This window comes from Aquamicrobium sp. NLF2-7, assembly GCF_022359935.1.
In the GTDB taxonomy this organism is placed as follows: domain Bacteria; phylum Pseudomonadota; class Alphaproteobacteria; order Rhizobiales; family Rhizobiaceae; genus Mesorhizobium; species Mesorhizobium lusatiense.
Map to the genome: position 1 here is coordinate 81,099 of NZ_JAKSED010000007.1, position 20,866 is coordinate 101,964.

The 20,866-nt window shown below is 63.0% G+C and carries 20 protein-coding genes; 2 read left to right on the plus strand and 18 right to left on the minus strand.

What is annotated here, in order from left to right; all coding sequences use genetic code 11:
* The first annotated feature begins 7 nt into the window (after positions 1–7).
* Together MIC97_RS23160 and metC are read left to right on the plus strand one after the other, a co-directional pair.
* A complete protein-coding gene (locus MIC97_RS23160) occupies positions 8–787 on the plus strand; it encodes an enoyl-CoA hydratase/isomerase family protein (protein WP_239802256.1) in 780 nt (259 codons plus the stop codon).
* 46 nt (positions 788–833) lie between these two features.
* A complete protein-coding gene (gene metC, locus MIC97_RS23165) occupies positions 834–2,000 on the plus strand; it encodes a cystathionine beta-lyase (RefSeq protein WP_239802257.1) in 1,167 nt (388 codons plus the stop codon).
* Positions 2,001–2,476: 476 nt separating this feature from the next.
* Here the strand turns inward: metC and MIC97_RS23170 are convergent, their stop codons facing one another.
* The 18 genes from MIC97_RS23170 to MIC97_RS23255 form a co-directional block, all read right to left on the minus strand.
* Positions 2,477–3,118, minus strand: coding sequence for a nitroreductase family protein (locus tag MIC97_RS23170; protein WP_239802258.1), 642 nt, complete (start codon positions 3,116–3,118; stop codon positions 2,477–2,479).
* 28 nt (positions 3,119–3,146) lie between these two features.
* Positions 3,147–3,548, minus strand: a complete 402-nt coding sequence (locus MIC97_RS23175) for a CBS domain-containing protein (RefSeq protein ID WP_239802259.1) — start codon at positions 3,546–3,548, stop codon at positions 3,147–3,149.
* Positions 3,545–3,712 carry a (Na+)-NQR maturation NqrM gene (locus MIC97_RS23180; protein ID WP_239802260.1) on the minus strand — a complete coding sequence of 56 codons (168 nt, stop codon included), beginning with the start codon at positions 3,710–3,712 and terminating at the stop codon, positions 3,545–3,547. The genes MIC97_RS23175 and MIC97_RS23180 overlap by 4 nt, the downstream gene beginning before the upstream one ends.
* Before the next feature lie 11 nt (positions 3,713–3,723).
* Positions 3,724–4,665, minus strand: coding sequence for an FAD:protein FMN transferase (locus MIC97_RS23185; RefSeq protein WP_239802261.1), 942 nt, complete (start codon positions 4,663–4,665; stop codon positions 3,724–3,726).
* Positions 4,666–4,669: 4 nt separating this feature from the next.
* Positions 4,670–5,890, minus strand: coding sequence for an NADH:ubiquinone reductase (Na(+)-transporting) subunit F (gene nqrF / locus MIC97_RS23190; RefSeq protein WP_239802262.1), 1,221 nt, complete (start codon positions 5,888–5,890; stop codon positions 4,670–4,672).
* Positions 5,887–6,489 carry an NADH:ubiquinone reductase (Na(+)-transporting) subunit E gene (gene nqrE / locus MIC97_RS23195; RefSeq protein WP_239802263.1) on the minus strand — a complete coding sequence of 201 codons (603 nt, stop codon included), beginning with the start codon at positions 6,487–6,489 and terminating at the stop codon, positions 5,887–5,889. Before nqrE ends, nqrF begins: the two co-directional genes overlap by 4 nt.
* A complete protein-coding gene (locus tag MIC97_RS23200) occupies positions 6,486–7,139 on the minus strand; it encodes an NADH:ubiquinone reductase (Na(+)-transporting) subunit D (RefSeq protein WP_239802264.1) in 654 nt (217 codons plus the stop codon). The genes nqrE and MIC97_RS23200 overlap by 4 nt, the downstream gene beginning before the upstream one ends.
* A complete protein-coding gene (locus tag MIC97_RS23205) occupies positions 7,130–7,915 on the minus strand; it encodes a Na+-translocating NADH-quinone reductase subunit C (RefSeq protein WP_239802265.1) in 786 nt (261 codons plus the stop codon). Before MIC97_RS23205 ends, MIC97_RS23200 begins: the two co-directional genes overlap by 10 nt.
* A complete protein-coding gene (locus MIC97_RS23210; protein ID WP_239802266.1) occupies positions 7,908–8,690 on the minus strand; it encodes an RnfABCDGE type electron transport complex subunit D in 783 nt (260 codons plus the stop codon). The genes MIC97_RS23205 and MIC97_RS23210 overlap by 8 nt, the downstream gene beginning before the upstream one ends.
* Positions 8,687–9,919 (minus strand): hypothetical protein, encoded by a 1,233-nt coding sequence (locus MIC97_RS23215; RefSeq protein WP_239802267.1) that lies wholly within the window; start codon positions 9,917–9,919, stop codon positions 8,687–8,689. Before MIC97_RS23215 ends, MIC97_RS23210 begins: the two co-directional genes overlap by 4 nt.
* A 331-nt stretch (positions 9,920–10,250) precedes the next feature.
* Positions 10,251–10,637: a nuclear transport factor 2 family protein gene (locus MIC97_RS23220; RefSeq protein WP_239802268.1), complete on the minus strand. Its 387-nt coding sequence runs from the start codon at positions 10,635–10,637 to the stop codon at positions 10,251–10,253.
* A gap of 17 nt (positions 10,638–10,654) precedes the next feature.
* A complete protein-coding gene (locus MIC97_RS23225) occupies positions 10,655–11,890 on the minus strand; it encodes an MFS transporter (protein WP_239802269.1) in 1,236 nt (411 codons plus the stop codon).
* Complete coding sequence (locus MIC97_RS23230; RefSeq protein WP_239802270.1) at positions 11,890–13,920, minus strand: TonB-dependent receptor; 2,031 nt, start codon at positions 13,918–13,920, stop codon at positions 11,890–11,892. The genes MIC97_RS23225 and MIC97_RS23230 overlap by 1 nt, the downstream gene beginning before the upstream one ends.
* A gap of 185 nt (positions 13,921–14,105) precedes the next feature.
* Positions 14,106–15,008, minus strand: coding sequence for an AraC family transcriptional regulator (locus MIC97_RS23235; protein ID WP_239802271.1), 903 nt, complete (start codon positions 15,006–15,008; stop codon positions 14,106–14,108).
* A gap of 163 nt (positions 15,009–15,171) precedes the next feature.
* On the minus strand, positions 15,172–16,824 hold the full coding sequence (locus tag MIC97_RS23240) for a hypothetical protein (RefSeq protein ID WP_239802272.1): 1,653 nt from the start codon (positions 16,822–16,824) through the stop codon (positions 15,172–15,174).
* A 160-nt stretch (positions 16,825–16,984) separates the two neighbouring features.
* A complete protein-coding gene (locus MIC97_RS23245) occupies positions 16,985–18,028 on the minus strand; it encodes an ABC transporter substrate-binding protein (protein ID WP_239802273.1) in 1,044 nt (347 codons plus the stop codon).
* 246 nt (positions 18,029–18,274) lie between these two features.
* Complete coding sequence (locus MIC97_RS23250) at positions 18,275–19,156, minus strand: LLM class flavin-dependent oxidoreductase (protein WP_239802274.1); 882 nt, start codon at positions 19,154–19,156, stop codon at positions 18,275–18,277.
* A gap of 648 nt (positions 19,157–19,804) precedes the next feature.
* On the minus strand, positions 19,805–20,785 hold the full coding sequence (locus MIC97_RS23255) for an ornithine cyclodeaminase family protein (protein ID WP_239802275.1): 981 nt from the start codon (positions 20,783–20,785) through the stop codon (positions 19,805–19,807).
* Positions 20,786–20,866: the final 81 nt, after the last annotated feature.

Sequence of the window (20,866 nt, forward strand, 5' to 3'; positions counted from 1 at the left end):
CATGTGCATGAAAGACAATTACGGCAGCAGCGTAACGATTACCCGCGATGGCGCAGCCGCAATCGTGCGTTTTGATCGCGGGCGCAACCGCAACGCTATCGATCAGGACACCATTCTGGCGCTGACGGAAGCGGCCCGGGATCTTTCCGGCGCGCTCGACATCCATCTGGTGATCCTCACAGGCGCGAAGGACATATTTTCAGCGGGCATCGACCTCAAGGATCCCGCCAAATGGCAGGAAACGGACACATCTCTGCTTGCCAGACGTGAGGTCGCCCAGCGCGGGGCTAAACTTTGCCGCATGTGGCAGGACCTGCCACAATTGACGGTGGCCGCTGTCAACGGCCCGGCGGTGGGAGGCTCCGTGGCGCTGGCCCTTGCCTGCGACTGGCGCATCATGGACCGCTCCTCCTTCCTGTATCTTCCGGAGACCAAGGTCGGGCTCAACATGGGGTGGGGCGCTATTCCACGGATCGTCTCGCTTGTCGGTGCGCCTCAGGCGAAGAAACTTATCCTGCTTGCCGAAAAGCTTTCCCCGGAAGCTGCCCTTTCGCTGGGCCTCATCGAGGAGATCGCCGAAACCGGACAGGCTACGGACGTGGCAAGGGCGCTGCTCAGCCGCGCCGAAGTTTCACCGCCCGCCCTGTTGCGCATGAGCAAGGAGGCGATCAATGCCTGCGCCACTCCTCTTCACCATATGGGCATCTACATGGACGCGGATCAGGCGATCGTCTGCCGCGACAGCGTTGAAGGCCAGCAGGCGCGCGAGCGTTTTCTGACGCGCTGACCGGCACAGCCCTCTCACCATCCCGCTGACACATGGAATGATCGACATGCCCAGATCCGGCCCCAGCCAGACTAGCCTTCTCCATGCCGGACGCCCGAAGACGGGATGGGTCAACACGCCTGTCAGCCGCGCCAGCACCTACATCTTCGAAACGATGGAAGACCTGCACGATGCCCGCGCGCGACGCGACAGCGAGCGTGTTGCTTCATATGGCGCCCGCGGCACCGACAGCACCATGGCGCTTGAGGAGCTGGTCGAGACACTGGAGGGCGGTTTTCGCAGTCACCTGTTCCCCACCGGACAGGCAGCCATCGCCGTGGTGCTGGCTGGTTTCCTGAGCGCGGGCGATCACATCCTGCTGAGCGATGCCGTGTACGAACCGGTCAGAAGATTTGTGACGCAGGAACTGACCCGGCTGGGAATCGGACACACGATCTACAGCCCTGACGGCAGCGACATAGCCGAGAAAGTCAGGGACAATACCAGACTTATCTATGTCGAGAGCCCGGGGTCGATGACCTACGACATCGTCGACTTGCCGGCTGTTGCGGCGCTTGCGCATGAACTGGGCATCGTCGTTGTCGCCGACAACACTTGGGGATCCGGCATTCTTTACAGGCCGCTTGATCTCGGCGCGGATATCTCGATCACAGCTGCCACAAAGTATCTCGGCGGTCATGCCGATGTCGTCATGGGCGTGGCCGTGGCCAATGAAGCGGCGTGGCCGCGTCTGCATGCTGCAACAGTCAACTTTGGCCAGACCACAAGTGCAGACGATGCTTTTCTGGTGGCCCGGGGAATTCGTTCTCTGCCGCTGCGCCTCAGGGCTCATGGCGAAAGCGCGCTCGCTGTCGCCGAATGGCTCGGCGCGCGCCCGGAGGTTTCCAGAGTGTACTGCCCCGCTCTGCCTGATGATCCCAACCATCAGCTCTGGAAGCGGGATTGCGCGGGCACGAATGGTCTGCTCAGTGTCGAACTGACGGATGATTATTCGGAAAAGGATGTTGAAGCGCTTGCTGAAGCACTCAGGCTGTTTGGCATCGGTGCTTCCTGGGGCGGTTTTGAAAGCCTGATCATGCCGTCCTCCCCGCAAAAAATCCGCAAGCATTGGACCGGACGGGGGCCATTCTTCCGCCTTCATATCGGCCTTGAGGAAACCGCCGACATCATTGCGGATCTGGAAATGGGACTTGCCGGCTTGCGGCAGAAATAGAAGCTCTGTGGACCGTTGGGCAGCTGCTGTTCGCCTGAAGCTGCCATGTGCTGATCTGCCTGAGCGGAGCCTACGACGTCCTGAAGCGTCGCTGTGGCGGATGCCGCAGACAAGAAACAGGGAGCGGCCGCGTGTGGCAGCCCCTTCAGTAACCACGTTTATGCTCACGGGCTATAGACGAACACCGGGCACGACGCCCCTGTGGCGGGGTACATTATAGCCCCGTCATCCCGCGCAACGGCGTCGGGTTCGGCAAGAATCCCGTCGCACCCGGCGCCCGCGGGAGACAGTCGAGCCGCCCGGCTGCAAGCAAGGTCAATTTGCATTTGCCGCGCTTTGTAATGTCGGCCGCACCACAAGGCGTCGCTTCAGCGATATCGCCGGAGCGGTGACCGGACATCTTCTTGGGGGAGCCTGCCTTCCCCGGCTGCTCCCCTGTAACGTGCCGATCATTGTCTTGCGAAGGACAGGCGGCCTCAGCGCGCCGTGCCGACGGGCTGGATGTAGGTCACGATCGAGCCTTCGGGGAGCTTCAGCTCCGTGGCGATGGCCTCGCGATTGGCGGCCCCGCCGATCAGGCAGGTGCCGAGCCCTTCGGCGACACAGGCAAGATAGACGTTCTGCGCCGCGATGGCCGCATTGACGTGCGCGCCAACTGTCAGAGCCTGCTCATCAGCGCCTTCGGCTGCCTTGCGCAGCGCCTCGCCGTCGGAAACGAAGATCAGCAGCGCCGGCGCCCGCGCGACAAAGGCGCTGTCGCTCGATGCGGCGCGGATGTCGGTGTCGCTGATCTTCTCAAGCGTATTCTTGTCGTTGGCATGGCGAAACAGGCCATCGGCGGTGGCGACATAGATCACCGTGTCGTTGGCAGAGCGCCACGAGGGCGAGGTAAGCCCGCCGCTTTCGGGACGATTGCCGCCGTTTGCGGCCCACAGCAGGCGCAGAAGTGCGTCTTCCGGCACCGGCGTGGTGGCGAAGCGGCGCGACGACTTGCGACCCTCAAGGGCTGCCTTCAGGCTGATGTCGCCGAGGGCCGCGGAAGCCGGACGAGCGGCTGCCAGAGCAACCGGAGCCGCGGCGGAAGCGGTGAGGAACAGGCGTCGGTTGAGGTCTTTCATGGGGCTTCTCCTTTGCTTTCGGAACGGTTCAGCGCCACTGTTTCGACAGGGCGCGCAGGACGTCGGTGCGGCTGATCTGACCGACCAGCCTGCCTTCGTTGAGAACGGGGAAACGGCGGAAGGAACTGTCCACGAAGCGCTGCGCGGCGGATACGAGATCGAGATCCGCTTCCAGCGTTTCCAGTTCCGTCGACATGAGGTCGGCGACCGAGCCTCCCCATTCCTTGTAGTAGGCGGCATTGAGAGCCGCCCTGAGGCAATCGCGCTTTGACAGCACGCCGACGAGATTGCCTTCGTCGTCGAGCACGCAGGCCCCCGATACACCCGCGTCGAGCAACACGGTGACGGCGCGGATGATCTCCATGTCGGCCGTCAGCGTGACCAGATCGGTCTGCATGTAGTCGGCGACCGTAGCGATGGCGTCAGTCATGCGCGGCGCTCCTCCTGGTGTTTGCGCGGGCAGGCATGACAGGCTTTCTGGCAGGCGATTCCGCCGCATGATCCCTCCAGCGGCGCGCGCCGGAAGAGCAGGCCGAGGCCGAGGCCGAGCATGGCAAGGGCAAACACGGTAAAGGTCAGGATCATGGTTTGCATGGGGCTGCCTTTCAGATCAGGCGCGCGGCAAAGCCGGCGTTGAAGCCTGGCCGCAAGGCGCCGTTGTCGCGGATCAGGTAGAGCACGCCGACACTCTGGCTGTCGGCGAAGGCAAGTCCGCGTTCCTCGCCCATGACCAGAAGCGCGGTCGCCAAAGCATCCGCGCGCATGGCGCTTTCGGCGATCACCGAGACCGAGGCGATATCGCCCGGCACAGGCTCGCCGGTGGCGGGATCGATGGTGTGGGAGTAGCGGCGCCCGCCGATGTCGTAGCGGTTCACCGCATCGCCGGACGTGGCCACGGCAGCGGAGCCGAGCCGGATGCGGCTGTGGACGCCGCCCTTGTCGGGATCGGCGATGCCGACCGGCCAGTCGCCTTGCGCCTTGATCTCACCGCCGATCTCGACGATGAAATCCGCCGATGCCGCGCCGACCAGTTCCGCCAGCCGGTCGACGGCGAAGCCCTTGGCGATGCCGCACAGGTCGAGCGTGACGCTGCCCTGCCGCGACAGACGCCCATCTCCGCAGGCGATCCGCCGCCAGTCTCCTCTTCCTTCCCCTGCCCGGCCCCGGATCGGACCAAAGCCGTAGCGGGCGACAGCAGGCCCGACCGTCGGGTCGAAGGCACCGTCCGATATGAGCGCCATATCCAGCGCAGCGCGGGCAACCGTGGTGAAATCGCCGGAAACACGCAGTTCGAGCGTATCGGTGTTGAAACGGGTCAGCGCGCTGTCGGGCCGAAACGGGCTCATCTCGGCATCGATCCCGCCCAGCATGGCGCGGATCTTTTCGGCCAGCACCTGCGGATCGCCGGGATCGCTGACGATCACGCTCCACGTCGTCCCGAAAGCCCGCCCGGAAAGGCGCACACGATCCCCGGCGAAGGCTTGCACCGGACCAAGGCCGGCGATGGCAGCAAGACCGAACAGCGCAGCGCGTCTGGTGATCCTCATGGCGCTAGATTCCGAAGTCGTCATTGTGGATGTCCTGCGGATCGACACCGCAATCGTCGAGCATGGCATAGACGGCCTGGATCATGAGCGGTGGGCCGCACAGGTAGTATTCGCAGTTTTCCGGCGCCTGATGACCGGCGAGGTAGTTGCGGAACACCACGTCATGAATGAAGCCGGTGGCGCCCTGCCAGTCGTCAGCCTTCGCCGGCTGCGAAAGCGCCGGGGTCCAGCGGAAATTCGGATGGCGGGCGGCCAGCGCCTCGAACTCGTCCGAATAGAACAGCTCGGCCTTCGAGCGCGCGCCATACCAGAAGCTCATCCGGCGGGAGGTACCGGCCTGTTCCAGTTGCTCGTGGATCATGGCCCTGAGCGGCGCCATGCCGACCCCGCCGCCGATGAAGATCATTTCCTTGTCCGTATCCTGCACCCTGAACTCGCCATAGGGGCCGGCGATCTCGACCGTCTCGCCGGGCTTCAGGCCGAACAGCCACGACGACACGACGCCGGGCGGCGCATCGGGAACGCCGGGCGGTGGCGTGGCGAGGCGGATATTGAGCACCACATGGCCCTTGTCCTGCGGCCGGCTGGCCACCGAATAGGCGCGCGACACCGGCTCCGGGCTTTCCGCGACCAGATCGAGGATGCCGAGCCGCTGCCACTCCGCACGAAAGGCGTCCGGCTGGTCGATGTCGCGATAGGCGCGGCGATAGGCGGGAGCCGTGACCTGCACGAAATTCCCGGCGCGGAAATTGAACTCCGCCCCATCCGGAAGCGCCAGCACGATTTCGCGGATCAGCGGTGTTACGCTGCTGATCGAGGCGACGGTGCAGGGATGGGTGGCCGAGCCCAGCACATCCTCGGGCACGCTCAGCTCCATGTCGCCGCGCACCGTGACCTGACAGGCCAGCCGCACGCCGGCACGCAGATCGGCGCCGGAGAGGCGCGCCGCCTCAGTGGCCAGCGGCCCCTGCGTGCCGGTTACGTCGGAGACGCGGCAGAGACCGCATGTGCCCTGCCCGGCGCATCCCGATGGCACCGGAATGCCGGCGCCATTCAGCACATCGAGAAGTTTTTCGTTGCTGCATCCCTCGATCCTGCGATGGCCGTTGATGATCAGGCTGACAGGCATGGAGGGCAAAAGCCGTGTGCGCACGCTTTGCAAAAGCAGGGCCAGCAGGACTGTCAGCCCGGTCAGGAACAGCAGTGCGAAGACGATCTCGGTCATGGCAGGCTCACTCCCGCGAAGGCGGAAAAGCCCATCGACATGATGCCGGCGACGATGAAGGCGGCCCCCAGCCCTTCCAGCCCCCTGGGCATGTCGGCATAGCGCAGGCGCTCGCGGATGGCGGCGAAGGCGGTGATGGCGAGCGCCCAGCCGATGCCGGTGCCGAGCCCGTAGACCGCGCTTTGCGCAAGGTCATAGTCGCGCTCGACCATGAACAGGCTGCCGCCGATGATGGCACAGTTGATGGCCAGAAGCGGCAGGTAGATGCCCATGGCGGCATGCAGCGCCGGAGCATAGCGCTCCAGCACCATTTCCAGCACCTGCACCAGGGCGGCGACGATGCCGAGAAAGGTGATGAGGCGCAGGAAGTTGAGATCGACATCGCCGAGGCCGGCCCATGCCAGCGCACCGGGGCCGAGGATATATGCATAGAGCAGATGGTTCATCGGTACGCTGATGCCCTGCACGACGATCAGCGAGAGGCCGACGCCGACGGCCGTCTTCACCTGCCGCGAAACGGCAAGGAAGGTGCACATGCCGAGGAAGAAGGACAGCGCGAGGTTTTCCTCGAAGATCGAGCGCTGGAACAGGTCCATCATAGGCGTGCCTCCGGCTTGCTTTCGCGCAGCGCGAACTCGCGCGCTTCCGCCAGCCAGGGCCGCCAGGCGCGCAGCGCCCAGATCAGCAGGCCGAGGATGATGAAGGCCGAAGGCGCCAGCAACATCAGGCGCAGCGGCACGAACCATCCCCCCTCCGCCTGGGTGGCCAGCACCTGAAATCCGAACAGCGTTCCCGCCCCGAACAGCTCGCGGATGGCTGCGACAACCATCAGCACGAGGCTGTAGCCCAGACCATTGCCCATGGCGTCGAGCATGGCCGGCAATGGCGGATTGTGCATGGCATAGGCCTCGGTGCGGCCGAGCACGATGCAGTTCGTCGCGATCAGCGAGACGAAAACGGTCAGGCGCTGGCTCATGCCGAAGGCGAAGGCTTGCAGAAGCTGGTCAGCCACGATCACCAGCGTGGCAATGATGGTGAGCTGCAGGATGATGCGGATCTGGTTCGGGATGTGGGCGCGGATCGCCGAGATGATCCCGGCGGCAAGCGTCACCACCACGGTCAGGGCAACCGACATGGTGAGCGCCGTCGACATGGAGGTGGTGACCGCCAGCGCCGAGCAGATGCCGAGAATGTGGACCGCGACCGGATTCTTGTCGATCAGCGGATCGGAAAGCTGTTTCAGGGCCATGCCGTACCCTCCCGCAGGTTTTCGATGAAAGGCCCGAAGCCGTTTTCGCCCAGCCAGAAATGCACCATGTCGATGGTGCCGTAGGTGGTGACCGAGGCGCCCGAGATCATCTCGACCTCATGCGGGCCGGAAGCGCCGGCTGCGGCATCGATCATGATGTCGCCCTCATCCGCGATCTGCTTGCCGGTCCAGCCGCTCAGAAAGTCGCGCTCGGCCACGCGCGAGCCAAGACCGGGTGTCTCGCCCTGCTCGTAGACGGTGAAGGCGGCGACCGTGTTGAGGTCGCCCTCGAGCGCCAGATAGGCGCGGATCGTCGATTGATAGCCGGCGCCCCGCACCGGTAGCACGAGGAGCTTTATCTCCGCTCCGTCGCGCACCATCCACACCAGCGATTCGTTCTCGCGCCGCGAAATGGCGGCAAGGTCGACGGCGGGAGAAAGCGCCGTGCTGCGCTCGGGGTCGGCGGCCGCCGCATTCTGGTCGAACGTCGCCGGGTCGGTATCGGAAATGCGGCCCGTGACGAGGTCGACCACGAAGGTCTCGATGCCGCCGCCGTCGAGCAGTTCGGCGATGCCCGGAACGCTTTCCAGCATGGCGCTCATCTGGCCGGCGCGCGCGGCGAGGCGGTTCTCCTCGATGGTCGGGCGAAGCATGACGGCGGTGGCCGAGACGATGAGCGCGCAGATCGCCGCGACGGCCGCGGCCATGCCGATCGACTTGACCGGATCGCTGTTAGGGCGGGCGAGGAAGCGGCGGAACGGGTTGGCGTCAGACATTGCGCAACCTCCGCGTGCGGCGTTGCATCAGCCATGTGTGGACGGCAGTCACCATGTGATCGATGAGGGGCGTGAAGATCGATGCCAGCAGCGTTGCAAAGACGAGCGCCCCGAAAGCCGGTCCGCCGGTGGAGAACAGAACCATCAGAGCGCCGGCGAGAAGGCCATAGAGAATGCGGCCGGCGGGCGTGGCGCCGGAGGTGACCGGATCGGCGGTGAGGAACAGCAGCGCCAGCAGCAGCGCGCCGCTGGCAGGGCCGGGCTTCAGCAAGTCGGGTGCGATCGGCAGGGCCAGCGCCACGATGGAAACCGCAAGGCCGAGCAGAACCGGCAGCCGCACCTGCCCCGTCACCACCAGCAAGCCGAGGGCCGGCAAAGCGCTTGTCAGCGGCAGCTCGACACCGTCGCGCCATGGCTGGTCGGCAAAGGAAAAGGCAAGGAAGGCAAGCGTCAGCACCACAGGCTGCACGAAATTGCGCCCGCGTCCGCCGAACACGGCCTCGCCCAGCACGAGGCCGAAGCTGATGCCGATCGCCAGCTGCCAGAAAGGCGCGGCCGCCGGGACGAACAGGGCAATCAGAACACCCGATACTACGCCATGAAGCCCCATGCCCTGTCCGCGCACGAGGGCAAAGACAAGCTGCCATGCCAGCACAAGCCCCACGCAGAACAGCAGCCGGGGCGCAAACCACGAATCCTGTCCCGCCAGCCACAGCGCCGGCACCAGCAAACCGGCCAGCGCCGGCAGATCGTCGCGCAGAATGCCGCGTCTCATGCCACGGCCTCCAGCTCATCGAGGGTCTGGCGCAGCAGCGTCCTGTAATCGAGCCCGCCATTTTCGCCATTGCCGAGGTGCGCGTTCAAACCCGCAATGTCTTCCTCGACCAGACCCAGCACGCCAAGGCCGCGTGCCGTCTCCGTGTCGCCGGAGCCCAGTGCGCGCAGCAGCGGAACCGGCAGGACGCCGGGAGGGCTCGCCTGCTCGTCCCAGAAATTCGGAATGAAGGGCGCTGCCAGAGGCGCAAGCAGCCGATGCAGCCTACCCGCACGCATGGACGCGCCATGATGGGCAAGTGCAGTGACCTGCCGCATGCCCGGAGCCAGAAAGGGCGTGGCGAGCCCGGTCTCCCGGCTTCCGGCGAGAAGCCGCAGGGGAACATCGGCAAGCCGCCCCTCCGCAATGTGGTGCAGCCGGCTGCCTGGCGTCACGGCGACGAGGCCGGGGCGCGTGACGGCCGGGCCGGAGACGGCGACGACGCGCTGCTGCCATATCCGCCCGGTTTCGAGCAGGTGGCCGAGCGCGATCACCTCCTGCCAGCCGATCTGCCAGACCATGCCGCCATGAGCCACCGGATGCAGTTCATGAATATGCGCACCCGCGAGCCCGAGCCCGCCGGCAAAGGCTCGGGCGGTGACATCGGGAAGTGCCGGCAGGTCGAGGCTGGGGCGATGACAGAGATACGTGGCTCCGCCGGTCAGAACCGGCAATGCCCGCACGCCGCGCCAGAACCAGTCGCCACAGTCGGCGATGACCGCATCAGGATCGGGCGCCCCATTGAAACCTTCGGTCGCGGTGATGAAGAGAGCCTCGGGATGCGTTGCCGGGTCTGCCACTTTTCCGAAAGGCCGCGCCCGGATGAAGGGCCAGAGCCCGGAACCAATCATGAGTTCGATCAGGCCTTTGCGGGTGCCGGCGCCGGCAAGATCGAACCCGACCGCCTCCTCACCTTCCGGCGTGATCTCAAGTGCTGCGATGCTTCTGCGCGGTCCGGGATCGAGCCGCGAAACGACGCCCGAAACCGGGGATGCCGCGACGATCCATGGCCGCTTGCGATCATGGAACAGCGGACTGCCGGCGGCCACGCGCTGGCCGATCTCCACCGAAAGCACGGGCCTCAATGCCAACAGATCGGTTCCGAAAAAGCCGAGCGGTCCCGGCGACGCGGTCGCCTCCACCGGACCTGAGATCAGCGAAAGGCCTCGCGGCCATTTCGGAAATCGCATGCCAACTCCGTCCCTGCAGCGCCTGTCAGGCATTTCCGGACATCGGGTTTCCGATGCTTGCGAAAGGCGGACGCCGCCTTCGCGAGGCATCGGCGATCCGCTATGCAGGATGGATAAGGCATCCACGGTCAACACGTGTTGATCTGAGTCAAACACCGCGTCTTTTGCCGTTCGGGCCGAGGCCGCAGGACCCGAAACCACCCCACAACGCGCAGGGATAGCGGCAGGGCATCAGCACTGTGAGCCGAGTCAAGGTTGCGGGCGATGCCGATCGACGAGGCGGTTCCGCGTGAACGCGCCGATGATGTTGAGCGTGTGGAATGTCACCGCATTATTGCGGTTCGATGCCTGCGCCGATGAGCGGTGACATGTCGTAGAAAAAGCGCTCGTGAATGATGCGGTCGCCCTTCCACGTCTGTAGGGCAACCTCTTCGACGCGCACGCGGGTTCCGTTGGGCAGCGTCCACTCCGCATGCCATTCGATCGCCGCGCGGTCGCCATCAATCAGCACCGAAGCCGCCTTGATCTCATGGATTTCCATCGCCGCGGCCTTCGCCATCTTCTGGCGCTCGATGCTGGCGGCAAGCCCAATGCGCGGGGGCAGATTGTTCTCCTGCATCACGACGTCTTCATGGTAGAAGGTCTCCAGCGCTTCGACCAGCCGGCCCTCGACCGTGTGATGAACAAGGCTCTCGACGCGTTTGCGATCCGGCATCATGCACTCTCCTGTGGCGTTCAGATCGGTTTGGCGGCTGATGTGCCGGTCTGGCGCACAAGCGCGAAGGCTATCCATGCCATGGCGATGATGCCGGCAAGCGATGCGGCAAGGAACAGCCCCGGAAAGCCGATGAGCGCGGCCATCTGACCGGCCAGCATGGCCGCCACGATATTTGTCCAGCTCTCCGTGCATTGCAGCACCGTGAAGTCGGTTCCCGCCTGATCAGGCGAAGCCCATTGCATGAAGATCGTGAAGAAGGCGACATAGGCCACGCCGCCCGTAATCCCCCCGACCAGCATGACGGAAATGGCGCCGCCCAGCGAGACGCTTCCCGCCATGGCCAGGAGGACCCAGAAAAGCAGGCTGAGCGCGGTCAGGGTACCCGAAACGATCGCCGTACGGGCAGCGCCGAACCTGTGCGTCAACGCTCCGCCGAGGCCGGCGCCCAGCACAGCGGTGCAGGTCACGCCGGTTCCTGTGACGATTCCGACGTCGCGAAGTGACAATCCACTGTCGATCAGAAAGGGGCCAAGCATCGATCCCGCCATGCTTTCGGCAAAATGAAACAGGGCCGCGACGGACAGCATCAGCATCGCACCGGGCCGCTGCACTGTTCTGAGCAGGCCCGGTCTGGCGAGCGGCCGTGCCACGACCTTCTGCCCCGCTTCGCGCGGGATCATGAGAACCGGCACGATGCTGGCGGCTGTAACAAGGCCCGGCAGGCCAAATGCGCTCAGCCAGCCGCCCTCCTCGAACACTGCCAGTGTTGCCGCACCGCCGATGAGCATGCCGAGAGCGAAACCACCGACCTGGAGGCCGTTCGCCCATGCGAGCTCCGGGCCGCGCATGAGTTCGACCGCCCATCCGTCGGTCGCGATGTCCTGCGTCGCGCTCACCGTATTGGCGATCAGGAGAAGCCCGATGACGATCAGGATGGAGGCGTTCGCGGCGGCGGACAAGGCAATCAGGGCATAGAGCAGCACGACGATGATCTGCGCCGGAACGATCCAGCTCTGGCGCCTGCCGAGACGCCCGCCTTGCGCCCGATCGACCAGAGGTGCCCATAGGAACTTCAGCGCCCATGGCAGAATGACCACGCCCACCATGCCGATGGCTTCGGTCGAATAGCCGAGGCTGCGCAGCATGGCCGGCAGTGCCATGAAAGCAAGGCCCATCGGCAGGCCCTGCGTGATGTACAGCGCGCCGATCGTGATGAACGCCAGCGCCGGGCTGACGGAGCGCGGAGGTGCCATCAATAGCGCGCCTTGAGCGTCAGCCCGATCATACGCGGCTCACCGGCGACGGCGATGTCGGTTGCCAGTGCGCTGCCCTGAAAGTCGCGGTAGCCATAGGCGCGATAGTCCTGATCAAACAGGTTCCGCACGAAGACGGTGGCTGAGAACCTCTCGTTCTCCAGCCCGGCCTTGAGATTGACCAGTCCGTAACCTGCCTGCTTCAGCCTGTTCTCGGGATCGAAATAGTGATCGCCGACATAGTGGTATTCGCCGCGAACGAAGGCGGTGTACGGCAGGGCCTCCAGCTGCCAGCGGTATTGAGCCGCAAGACCGGCTGTCATCGACGGCATGTTGACGAGGCGGTTTCCGGCAAGGCTGGTGCCTTCCTGCCCGATGAAGCTGTCATAGGTACCATGCATGGCGCCCACATATCCCGACAGGTCGAGCCCTTCGACAGGCCTCCAGCTGGCCTCCAGTTCGATACCCTGACTGTGGGAGCGGCCGGCATTGATCGTCTCGACGACCCCGGGGGAGGTCATCGATTTGATCTGCTGGCTGGTCCAGTCGATATAGAAGACGGCGCCGTTGAGGGTCAGCGCATCGTCCAGCCATTCGCTTTTGAAACCTGCCTCGTAGCTCCACAGATATTCGGACTTGTAGGAATCGTTTGCCGAGAGCCTGTTGAACCCTCCCGACCTCGCTCCGCGCGTTGCCGAGACATAGATCAGCCTGTCGTCATCGAAACGATATGCCGCCCGGAATTTCGGTGTGGGCAGCGTGAAGCTGGCGACCCCGTCGAAGGGCGCGTTGGTGGTCAGTTCGTGACGCTCATGCGCAAGGCGCAGCCCCGCGGTCAGGTCCAGTCCCTCGGCGACGTTCCATGTCACTTCGCCGAAGCCGGCAATTTCCCTGCGGGAATAGCTTGACGCGCTCAGGGATGCAGGCCCGAATGCGGGCATATCGAATACATAGTCGAAATCGACCTTGTCGCCCTGCACGAACGCCCCGGCCAGCCAGGTCAGGCTGCCATGCCTGCCTGCAAGGCGGAATTCCTGGCTGAGCTGGCGGCCGGTCTCGTCCGAATTCGTCCGGCCGCCGCCATACATGCCGACGAACGGATTGTAGCTCAGATCCTGTTCCGACTTCACATCGTAGCTGCGGAAGCCGGAGATCGATGTCAGTTCGACATCGCCGAAATCATAAGTGACCGTTGCTCCAAGGCTGCGGCTGTCGCGCACCTCCTCATTCGGCGGCGCAATGTCGAGGACGCGGTTCCTGTAGGTGTCGAAGGGCTGATAGGCATAGGCTCCCTGATCGACATGCTCGATCGCGCCGCTCAGCGTTACGGTCAGCTGATCGTCCGGCGCATAACGGATCGCTCCGGACGCAGTCAGGGATTCCAGCCCGTCTATCGTGCCGGGGAAACTGAGGTAGTCCGTAAACCCGTTCCGATGTGCGTAGTCGATGAACAGACGACCCGTCAGTTCAGGTCCGGCAAGTGGGCCGCTCAGCCACAGGCTGCCTTCCCGCCGCCCGTTGTCGCCAATCGTTCCGGTCGCCTCGGCCCTGAGCACATCTGTGGGTGCCCGGCTGGTGAGGTTGATGACGCCGGCAGGCGTATTATGCCCATAGAGCGTGCCTTGCGGTCCGCGCAGGATCTCGATCTGCTCAACGTCGCCGAAGCGCCTGTTGAACTCGGCATTGGTGAGGGGCACACCATCGAGATAGATGCCAATGGCACTGTTGAAATAGTCGTCACGGACGGTGCTGCCGATGCCCCTGATCGCATTGACCGAAAAACGCTGCGATCCCTGATCCGAAAGGACGATGTTCGGTGAGGACCGCGACAGGTCCTGCACGTCGTCGATGCCGGCGTCTTCGATCTGCCTGCGAGGGATCGCCGTCAGGCTGGCGGGAACTTCCTGTGCATCCTGATCGATCTTCTCGGCCCTGACTATAATCGGCTCCAGCAGCGTTTGCGCCTGTGCCACACCCGCCAGCAGACCCAGCACGGCAGTGCCGCCTGCAAGCAACGCCTTCCGGCGCATGAAATGCCCCCGTCGAAACATGAATACCTCATTCATCTTTTGATCGACGAATAGTGGTCATGGAGGCGCTATGCCAGACGCAGAGTTTAGCGATCGGCCGGAACTGTTTAGCGATCCGCCAGAAGTTTCGCTGGCGCCGGCAACGCGCTGCCGGACATCCGGTTATGTGCGGATAGCGGCCGCAGCTATCGCCTTGCGATCAGGCTCGGCGGATAGCCATATCGTTTGCGGAACAGGGTGGAGAAGTGCGCCGGCGTGTATCCGACATCGAAAGCGGCCTGCGAGATGGACCTGTGTCCCTCGCGGATGGCCGCCATTGCCACAGCCAGTCGTTGTTCCTGAATGAACTCGACGACCGACATGGAAAACAATTGCCGAAACCCGGCGGTAAGCCGGGATGTACTCATGCCGATGCGTCGGGCAAGCTCGTCAAGGGAGGGCGGTGACGAAAGCGATGCCAGCAATATTTCGCGCCCATGCACGAGACGATCAGTATCGCTTTTGGTGAGGGGGCGGGTCTGGCTCGACGGGCGCCGGCCATCTGCGCGTGAGGCCAGCACTGCAACGAGCAGTTCCAGTGATTTCGCTTCGAGAAACAGACTCCGCAATGCACCCTCATAGGGGCAGTCTGCAATCTGCTGCGCGATGGCGCCCAGAAAGCGGCCCGGAGACCAGCTGTCAAATCGCGTCGTGCGGGCAGCTCCTGTACCGCTTTCTTCGGCCGGGATTCCCAGCCTCTCGAAACTGGCATCGGGCACATGAAGGAAAACGCCGCGCAAATGGCTTTCTGCCTCGATAATATGGTTCGTCACCAGAGGCTCGGCTGTCGAAAGACAGAAGCCGAAGCCCCCGCTGATCCGGGTCTCTTGCCGGCTGTCGAGCGCAAATTGCATGTGCCCGCGCACAATGCCGATCGAAAGCCCTGCTTCTCCCCTCGCACTCCACCTTGCTGCTCCCCGGGTGGAGATCAGGCTCGATGACAACGTCACTCCGGTCGAGGACGCCAGAATCTCATGCGCGCAATCCGCATCTTCGGGAAGAGCGCCACGCTCGTTCGAGTGGACATGAAAGGCGTTGAATGTGGTCATCGAGATCAGGGAACGCCCAAAAACATGAGTTATATTCTCATATTAAGGCGCGACAATCAATGTCTGCAGTTTCCGACAGGCTATAAGGCGATCACATTCAGCTTGCCGGCATCGGCGCCGACAGTGCGGATGGACAGGAGAAGGTTTTCTCATACCTCCTTATTCAGGCGACCGACTTCCGGCAGAAGCAGGAGACCGTGACGCTGACATCGGCAAGGCCTTCCACCCGCTTGATCTTTTCCTCTATCCCGCTGGCCTCGTCGTGCCTGCCCAGAAGGGCAAGACACTCGTGATAGCCCTTCAGGCTCCATATATTGTCCGGATGCCGGCACGGACGCGGCAGCACGGGATCGAGGCCAAGGTCGGCCCGATAGACGGCGAAAGCCTCTTCCACGCGCCCCTGTTCCAGCAGAAGCGCGCCGAGTGCATGGCGCGCCGGCTGCATCCAGCCCCATGGCTCGTCATAGGGCAGGTTGTCGTCAAGCTCCACCGAGCGTCGCAGATGCGCGAAGGCAGTCTCGTAATCGGCCTCGCGATAGGCGATCTCGCCCAGCATCATCTGGCGGCCGACGTCGAGAATGTCGAGACAGCGATTGTTGAAGATGTAGCGGCTGGGCGGCACCTCCGCATAGGCGGCCTCGAACTGGCTGGCGCATTCCCGCGCCGCCCGAACATCGCCGATCACGCCATTGGCCACTGCCTTCGCATACCAGGTCATCGCCGTGGTGACGGCAAAGAGCTTTCGGTTCGCAGGCAGTTCCTGACGGATGATGTCATGCCATTTCCCGAAGCGCACGAGAACATGCTGGCGCACGGACACGAAACCCTCCAGCCAGTTGGCCAGAGGGGGCGATTCGATGCGCAGCACCTCTTCCGGCAAGGTCGACACCATCTCGTCGGCGGTTTCGATGGCCGTCTGGTACTGGCCGGCAAACATCGCTCCATAAATCCTGAAGTGATAATTATGGCACCGGTAAAGCGAATAGAAATTCGCCGGTCCGGCGCGCTCCAGAAACTTTCGGTCAGCCTCGATGGCCCGCGAATTGGAGCGGATGACGGCGTCGTAATCGCCAACAAGGACATCGATATGGGTCGGCATGTGGCGCAGGTGGCCGGCATCGGGAACGAGATCGCGCAATGCGTTGGCTGCGGCGAGCGCCCGCTCGGGATAGGGCGACATTTCCAGTACGTGGATGTAGAGATGCAGGAGACCGGGATGGGCGTGCCCGCCCGGCAACCGGAGGCCTGCCTCCAGCACCGCCACAATCTCCCCGGTGTCGGCGCCCGGCGCCGGCGCCCCGGCAACGATGTCCCACAATTGCCATGGCGTGCGGTTCATCAGCGCTTCGGCGAAGATGGCCGCGATTTCAAGGTCGTGCGGCGCAGCCTCGTAGGCCGTGCGCATCGCACTGGCAAAATCGTCGTTCCAGCGCTCTAGATCTTCGGCCGGTTCGCTTTGCTGGTAGCGGTGCGGCAGGGCCTCGATCAGAAGAGCTTCCTCGCGTGTGACCCGCTCCTGGAGCGCCAGCGCGGACCGGGTGGCGGAGAAAGCGACTTCGATCGATCTGCGGGCGTCGTCGGGATCGAAGGCTACCCATGGCTTGTTGTAGTTGCAGCCATTCACATAGGCGAGGCCCCACCACGCCAGAGCACATTCCGGATCATGTGCAAGAGCATTCCTGAAGCAAGTCTCGGCCTCGGCATGATGGTAGCCGTAACACCAGTTCAGCCCCCTGTCGAACCAGAGCTGCGCTGCGGGGGAGGACGTGGTGACAGGCCGCGAATAAGGGCCGAGATCGTAATAGCCAAAGGTCATGACGGCACTCCGGTCAGTTGCGCAGCCGGCCAGCAGCCCTGTCGGGTCCGTGGCTGCTGCGGTGCATGCTCATGGTAGTTTGAAGACGGGCTTGCTGAAAGCAGCACGATGCGGGACAGCCTGAGGCCATCCCGCCCTGATGAAACCCGGCAATACGCCTTCAGGCAAGGATATCGACCGTGACCCTGTCCGCGAATTCCGAGGTGACCGTGGTGGGATCGAGAACCTTGATCAGCGCCAGATCATCGGCGGCCCATTTCACCTGATCGCGCAGTTCGGCGCCAACTGGGTGAACATGAAGCGTCCACGACGCGATCTGTTCCTCAAGGTCTGCAACAGGGATTCCGGGGTTGAGATTGTCGATAAACCACTTCGCCACCTCGCCCGGATGCCGGGCAGCATATTCGTGGATCTCGATATTGGCTTCGGCGAGCCGGCGCACCGCATGCTTGTTGGCGGCGAGATAGGATGAATTCACGCCAAGAACACAGCAGACCGCGCCGTCGAAGAAACCGGTCTGGGTGTTCGCGACCTCGTGGAAATCGAACTTCTTCTTTGCCGCGAAAGCCCATGGGTCGAGATGTGCAACGGCATCCGCGTCACCACGCAAGACCGCCTCGCCGACGATGTCAAACGGCAGGTTCACCCAGTCAACGTCGTTTTCAGGATCAAGCCCTGCCTTCGCCAGTGCAATCTGGAAGGAATGCTTGGGCGGACTTGCGACATCGTATGACGCGATCGACTTGCCCTTCAGGTCGGCAAGGGTTTTGATGCCTGAATCCTTCGGGGCCAGCAGACGGGTGCAGCCACCATGCGAACCGACGAACAGCTTGACATCAAGCCCCTGTTCCAGCGGCTTCACCCAGTCGAAGAGCAGGCCGATGCCGGCATCCGTCTTGTCGGTGGCGATGGACTGGATGAGGGTCTGCCCGCTCGCTCCCTGATAGAAAAGCTCGATATCGAGATTGTGCCGGGCATAAAAACCGGTCTGGACCGCGAAAGCAGCCGGTGAATTGCAGGCCGCGATCTCGTCCCAGGAAAGGCGCAGTCTGGTGGAGTTACCGGCGATGGCATAGCTGGCAGGCTTCATCAAGGCAGCGGTCGCCGCAATTCCTGCGCCTACGGCGCCAAAGGTGCGCAAGGCTCCCCTGCGCGACACTTTTGCGGTTTCGCCTGCTGCGGGCCGGACCTTATACCTGCTCATTTAACTTCCTCAGAACTAGACATTTTATTGAATCATTCATAAGTAAAAACTCATAAAACAAAAGAAATTATAGATTAAATTACAATAATTGATGGAAATATTTTCCAAATATTTATTTAATCACTTGTGCGGCTGAAGATTTTTCAGCTGCTGATTTCCTCGCGGTTCGATTTATCTCCCAGAATATTTTGACCGCTGATCGTGGCCAATGCCAGAACAGAGAAGAGTAGAGGCCAATGCGCGGGGTCAATTCCGTGCCCCTCGTGCCATCAGCGCTGCAAAGGCCGGATGTAGCGTTTGTATCTGCTCAGGTCCGAGCGCCTTTATGATCCGCTCACCGAACCGCTCGATTGCGCCCGCATCATGAAGGCCCGAGACCATGAATTCGCTCACGCCCGCTTCGGCAAGCCGGGACAGGGCCGCCGCGTCGCTGGAGAGGTATTCGTCCTGCATATGAACCCAGCGGGAAAAGCTGATTTTTTCCGCACGGCCAAATTTGCTCGCCGCATTGCGAACCCTGTCGATGATCGCCACCGTGTCGCTGTATGGAACCGCCGGAAGCTCGAAGACGCTGGCGTGGCGACCGGCTACCTCCACCGCCTTGCCGGAATATCCCGCAATACGGATCGGCAGGGATGCTCCCTGCGGCCCCTTGTCCGGAACGACGGAGCCGGCCAGCGAATAGAACCTGCCTTCGTAATCGATCGGCAGATCATTCGACCACAGGCGTTTCAGCAGCGTAAGATATTCATCCGTCTTCTGCCATGCCACAAGAGAGCCCCGCGCGCCCGGCCCTTCTGCGGAGGAGCCGATGATGCGCAGCGCCAGCCGTCCGCCCGTATGACGGTCCAGAGCGGCAATATCGGATGCCGCGATCAGAGGGCTGGTGACATCGATCCAGTGTGTGACGGCGATGTCGAGAACCTTGTTCCACCGCGCCACGCTGGCGACGATGTCGAGATTGGCGAGCGCACCCGCCGCATCGTCTATGAGAACGGTTCTGAAGCCTGCTTCCTCGGCAGCCGCCAGTTGCCGCCGGGCAAAGACAGGATCGAAGAAGAACAACGAACTGACGGCATAAGACGAATGCGCGTCGGAATGAGGAACAAATACAAAGTCGACCGACATTTGAACTCCTCCTTGGCCGGGAAGCTGAGCCCCCGTTTCGCGATGTTCAGCCCTCAGCCCAGAAGACCGAGAACGACTGCGGATGTGAACAGGAAGGAAAGTGCAAAACTTGCATAGGCAAGCACATGCGTGACCTGCCTTGCGGACCTGCGAGTGTTCAATGGATGGTTCATGTCATCCTCCAACCCGAATAGTCTATAAATATGGTAGACTTTGTCTATTGCGTTTTCGAGCCGGTTTGGGGCACTGGATTTTCCCGGCTCAGGGCGCCCGGAGAAGTTTATTCCCGGTCCCTGCAGGTGTTTCCCCGAATAGTCAGCAAAGCAAATCCGGCGAAAATCCGCAGCGATTTGATGCGTGGAAGCGGATCACACAGGCAGCCGAAAAGGTCCCGCGATTCGATGAAAAGCGGGAATATTACGGTCTGGGGCACCGGAAGGATGACAGGCTGTCTGCGCGCGTGGATCAACCAGCCAGATCGCGAAGTGGGGCCTTTGATCGCAAATCGGCTGGCCAATGCGTTGTCTGTCCTTCAAGATTGGCCTCTTGAAGGCGTACAGACGGCCGGCACCCTCCCCGGATCTGCCTGCATGCGCCCATCAAAGCCGGGAACTTGCGACGGCCTCCTGCCGTCGCGTCCTTACCTGATCATTGCGCAGATGTGTCGCGATACAGCTTGTAGGCCAGCGTTCCTGCGGCGAGGTCCGACAGTGCGGTTCCAACGGCCTTGAAGAGCGTAACCTGCGCCGGATCCGTTCTTCCAGCCGCCGCTCCGCTGCACAGATCGCGCAGCCTGGCCCTGCAGTCTTCCTGCCTGAAGGCGCCGGAGCGGATGGGCTGCACGAGGTCGCCGGCCTCATGAAACGCTTCGTCCGCATCGACGAAAACATCGGACCTGGCGATCGCCTCGCCATCCGACTCGCGCATGTCCGGCGTGAAGGCGCCGATCAGGTCAACATGCACGCCGGGCTGCAACCAGCTGCCCCTGATCAGAGGCGTTGTCGCCAGCGTCGCGCAGGATACGATATCCGCCCAGCGTGTGCCGGCTTCGAGATCCGTCTCGGGGCGGGCGTCGAGGCCTTCGCGGCAAAGTTGGGTGGCAAGCCCTGCCGCATTTTCCGGGTTGATGTCCCACACCCGCACCTCGGCGATGGCGCGTACCGTGCGGTAGGCATCGGGTATCAGCGAAGCCACCCGCCCCGCTCCCACGACGAAGAGCCTGGTCGCATTCTCGCGGGAGAGGAACGAGGCCGCCAGCGCGGAGACGGCCGCGGTGCGGCGGGTGGTGATGACGTTTCCGTCGATGGTGGCGAGATGCGCGCCGGTGCCGCTGTCGAAAAGCAGATAGCTGGAGGTCAGGCCGGGAAGCCCTTTGGCGGCGTTGCCCGGAAACACGTTGACCAGCTTGACGCCGAGAAAACTTTCTCCGTCGCGCTTTTCCTGCCAGGACGGCATCAGCAGAAGCGTGGCGTCCGCCTCGCCCGGCACCGTGATCGTATGGTGGTGGCGGGCGGGCACGACACAGCCGTCGACGAATGCAGCACGCAGCGCGCCGATCAGTTCCTTCATGGGAAGAAGACGTGCAGCCATAGCCGTATCGATCGATACGGGTGAACCCGAAAGAGACATATCCGCTATCCGTTCTGTGCGTGTTGGTGCCCGGATGACGGCGTCACCCGGCAGCAATCGTGGCGATGCGCCCGAAAAGAG

Coding starts and splice junctions, on each gene's coding strand:
- MIC97_RS23160 (WP_239802256.1), top strand. CDS start 8: ATGAAAGACAATTACGGCAGCAGCGTAACGATTACCCGCGATGGCGCA.
- metC (WP_239802257.1), top strand. CDS start 834: ATGCCCAGATCCGGCCCCAGCCAGACTAGCCTTCTCCATGCCGGACGC.
- MIC97_RS23170 (WP_239802258.1), bottom strand. CDS start 3,118: ATGAAAGACCTCAACCGACGCCTGTTCCTCACCGCTTCCGCCGCGGCT.
- MIC97_RS23175 (WP_239802259.1), bottom strand. CDS start 3,548: ATGACTGACGCCATCGCTACGGTCGCCGACTACATGCAGACCGATCTG.
- MIC97_RS23180 (WP_239802260.1), bottom strand. CDS start 3,712: ATGCAAACCATGATCCTGACCTTTACCGTGTTTGCCCTTGCCATGCTC.
- MIC97_RS23185 (WP_239802261.1), bottom strand. CDS start 4,665: ATGAGGATCACCAGACGCGCTGCGCTGTTCGGTCTTGCTGCCATCGCC.
- nqrF (WP_239802262.1), bottom strand. CDS start 5,890: ATGACCGAGATCGTCTTCGCACTGCTGTTCCTGACCGGGCTGACAGTC.
- nqrE (WP_239802263.1), bottom strand. CDS start 6,489: ATGATGGACCTGTTCCAGCGCTCGATCTTCGAGGAAAACCTCGCGCTG.
- MIC97_RS23200 (WP_239802264.1), bottom strand. CDS start 7,139: ATGGCCCTGAAACAGCTTTCCGATCCGCTGATCGACAAGAATCCGGTC.
- MIC97_RS23205 (WP_239802265.1), bottom strand. CDS start 7,915: ATGTCTGACGCCAACCCGTTCCGCCGCTTCCTCGCCCGCCCTAACAGC.
- MIC97_RS23210 (WP_239802266.1), bottom strand. CDS start 8,690: ATGAGACGCGGCATTCTGCGCGACGATCTGCCGGCGCTGGCCGGTTTG.
- MIC97_RS23215 (WP_239802267.1), bottom strand. CDS start 9,919: ATGCGATTTCCGAAATGGCCGCGAGGCCTTTCGCTGATCTCAGGTCCG.
- MIC97_RS23220 (WP_239802268.1), bottom strand. CDS start 10,637: ATGATGCCGGATCGCAAACGCGTCGAGAGCCTTGTTCATCACACGGTC.
- MIC97_RS23225 (WP_239802269.1), bottom strand. CDS start 11,890: ATGGCACCTCCGCGCTCCGTCAGCCCGGCGCTGGCGTTCATCACGATC.
- MIC97_RS23230 (WP_239802270.1), bottom strand. CDS start 13,920: ATGCGCCGGAAGGCGTTGCTTGCAGGCGGCACTGCCGTGCTGGGTCTG.
- MIC97_RS23235 (WP_239802271.1), bottom strand. CDS start 15,008: ATGACCACATTCAACGCCTTTCATGTCCACTCGAACGAGCGTGGCGCT.
- MIC97_RS23240 (WP_239802272.1), bottom strand. CDS start 16,824: ATGACCTTTGGCTATTACGATCTCGGCCCTTATTCGCGGCCTGTCACC.
- MIC97_RS23245 (WP_239802273.1), bottom strand. CDS start 18,028: ATGAGCAGGTATAAGGTCCGGCCCGCAGCAGGCGAAACCGCAAAAGTG.
- MIC97_RS23250 (WP_239802274.1), bottom strand. CDS start 19,156: ATGTCGGTCGACTTTGTATTTGTTCCTCATTCCGACGCGCATTCGTCT.
- MIC97_RS23255 (WP_239802275.1), bottom strand. CDS start 20,785: ATGTCTCTTTCGGGTTCACCCGTATCGATCGATACGGCTATGGCTGCA.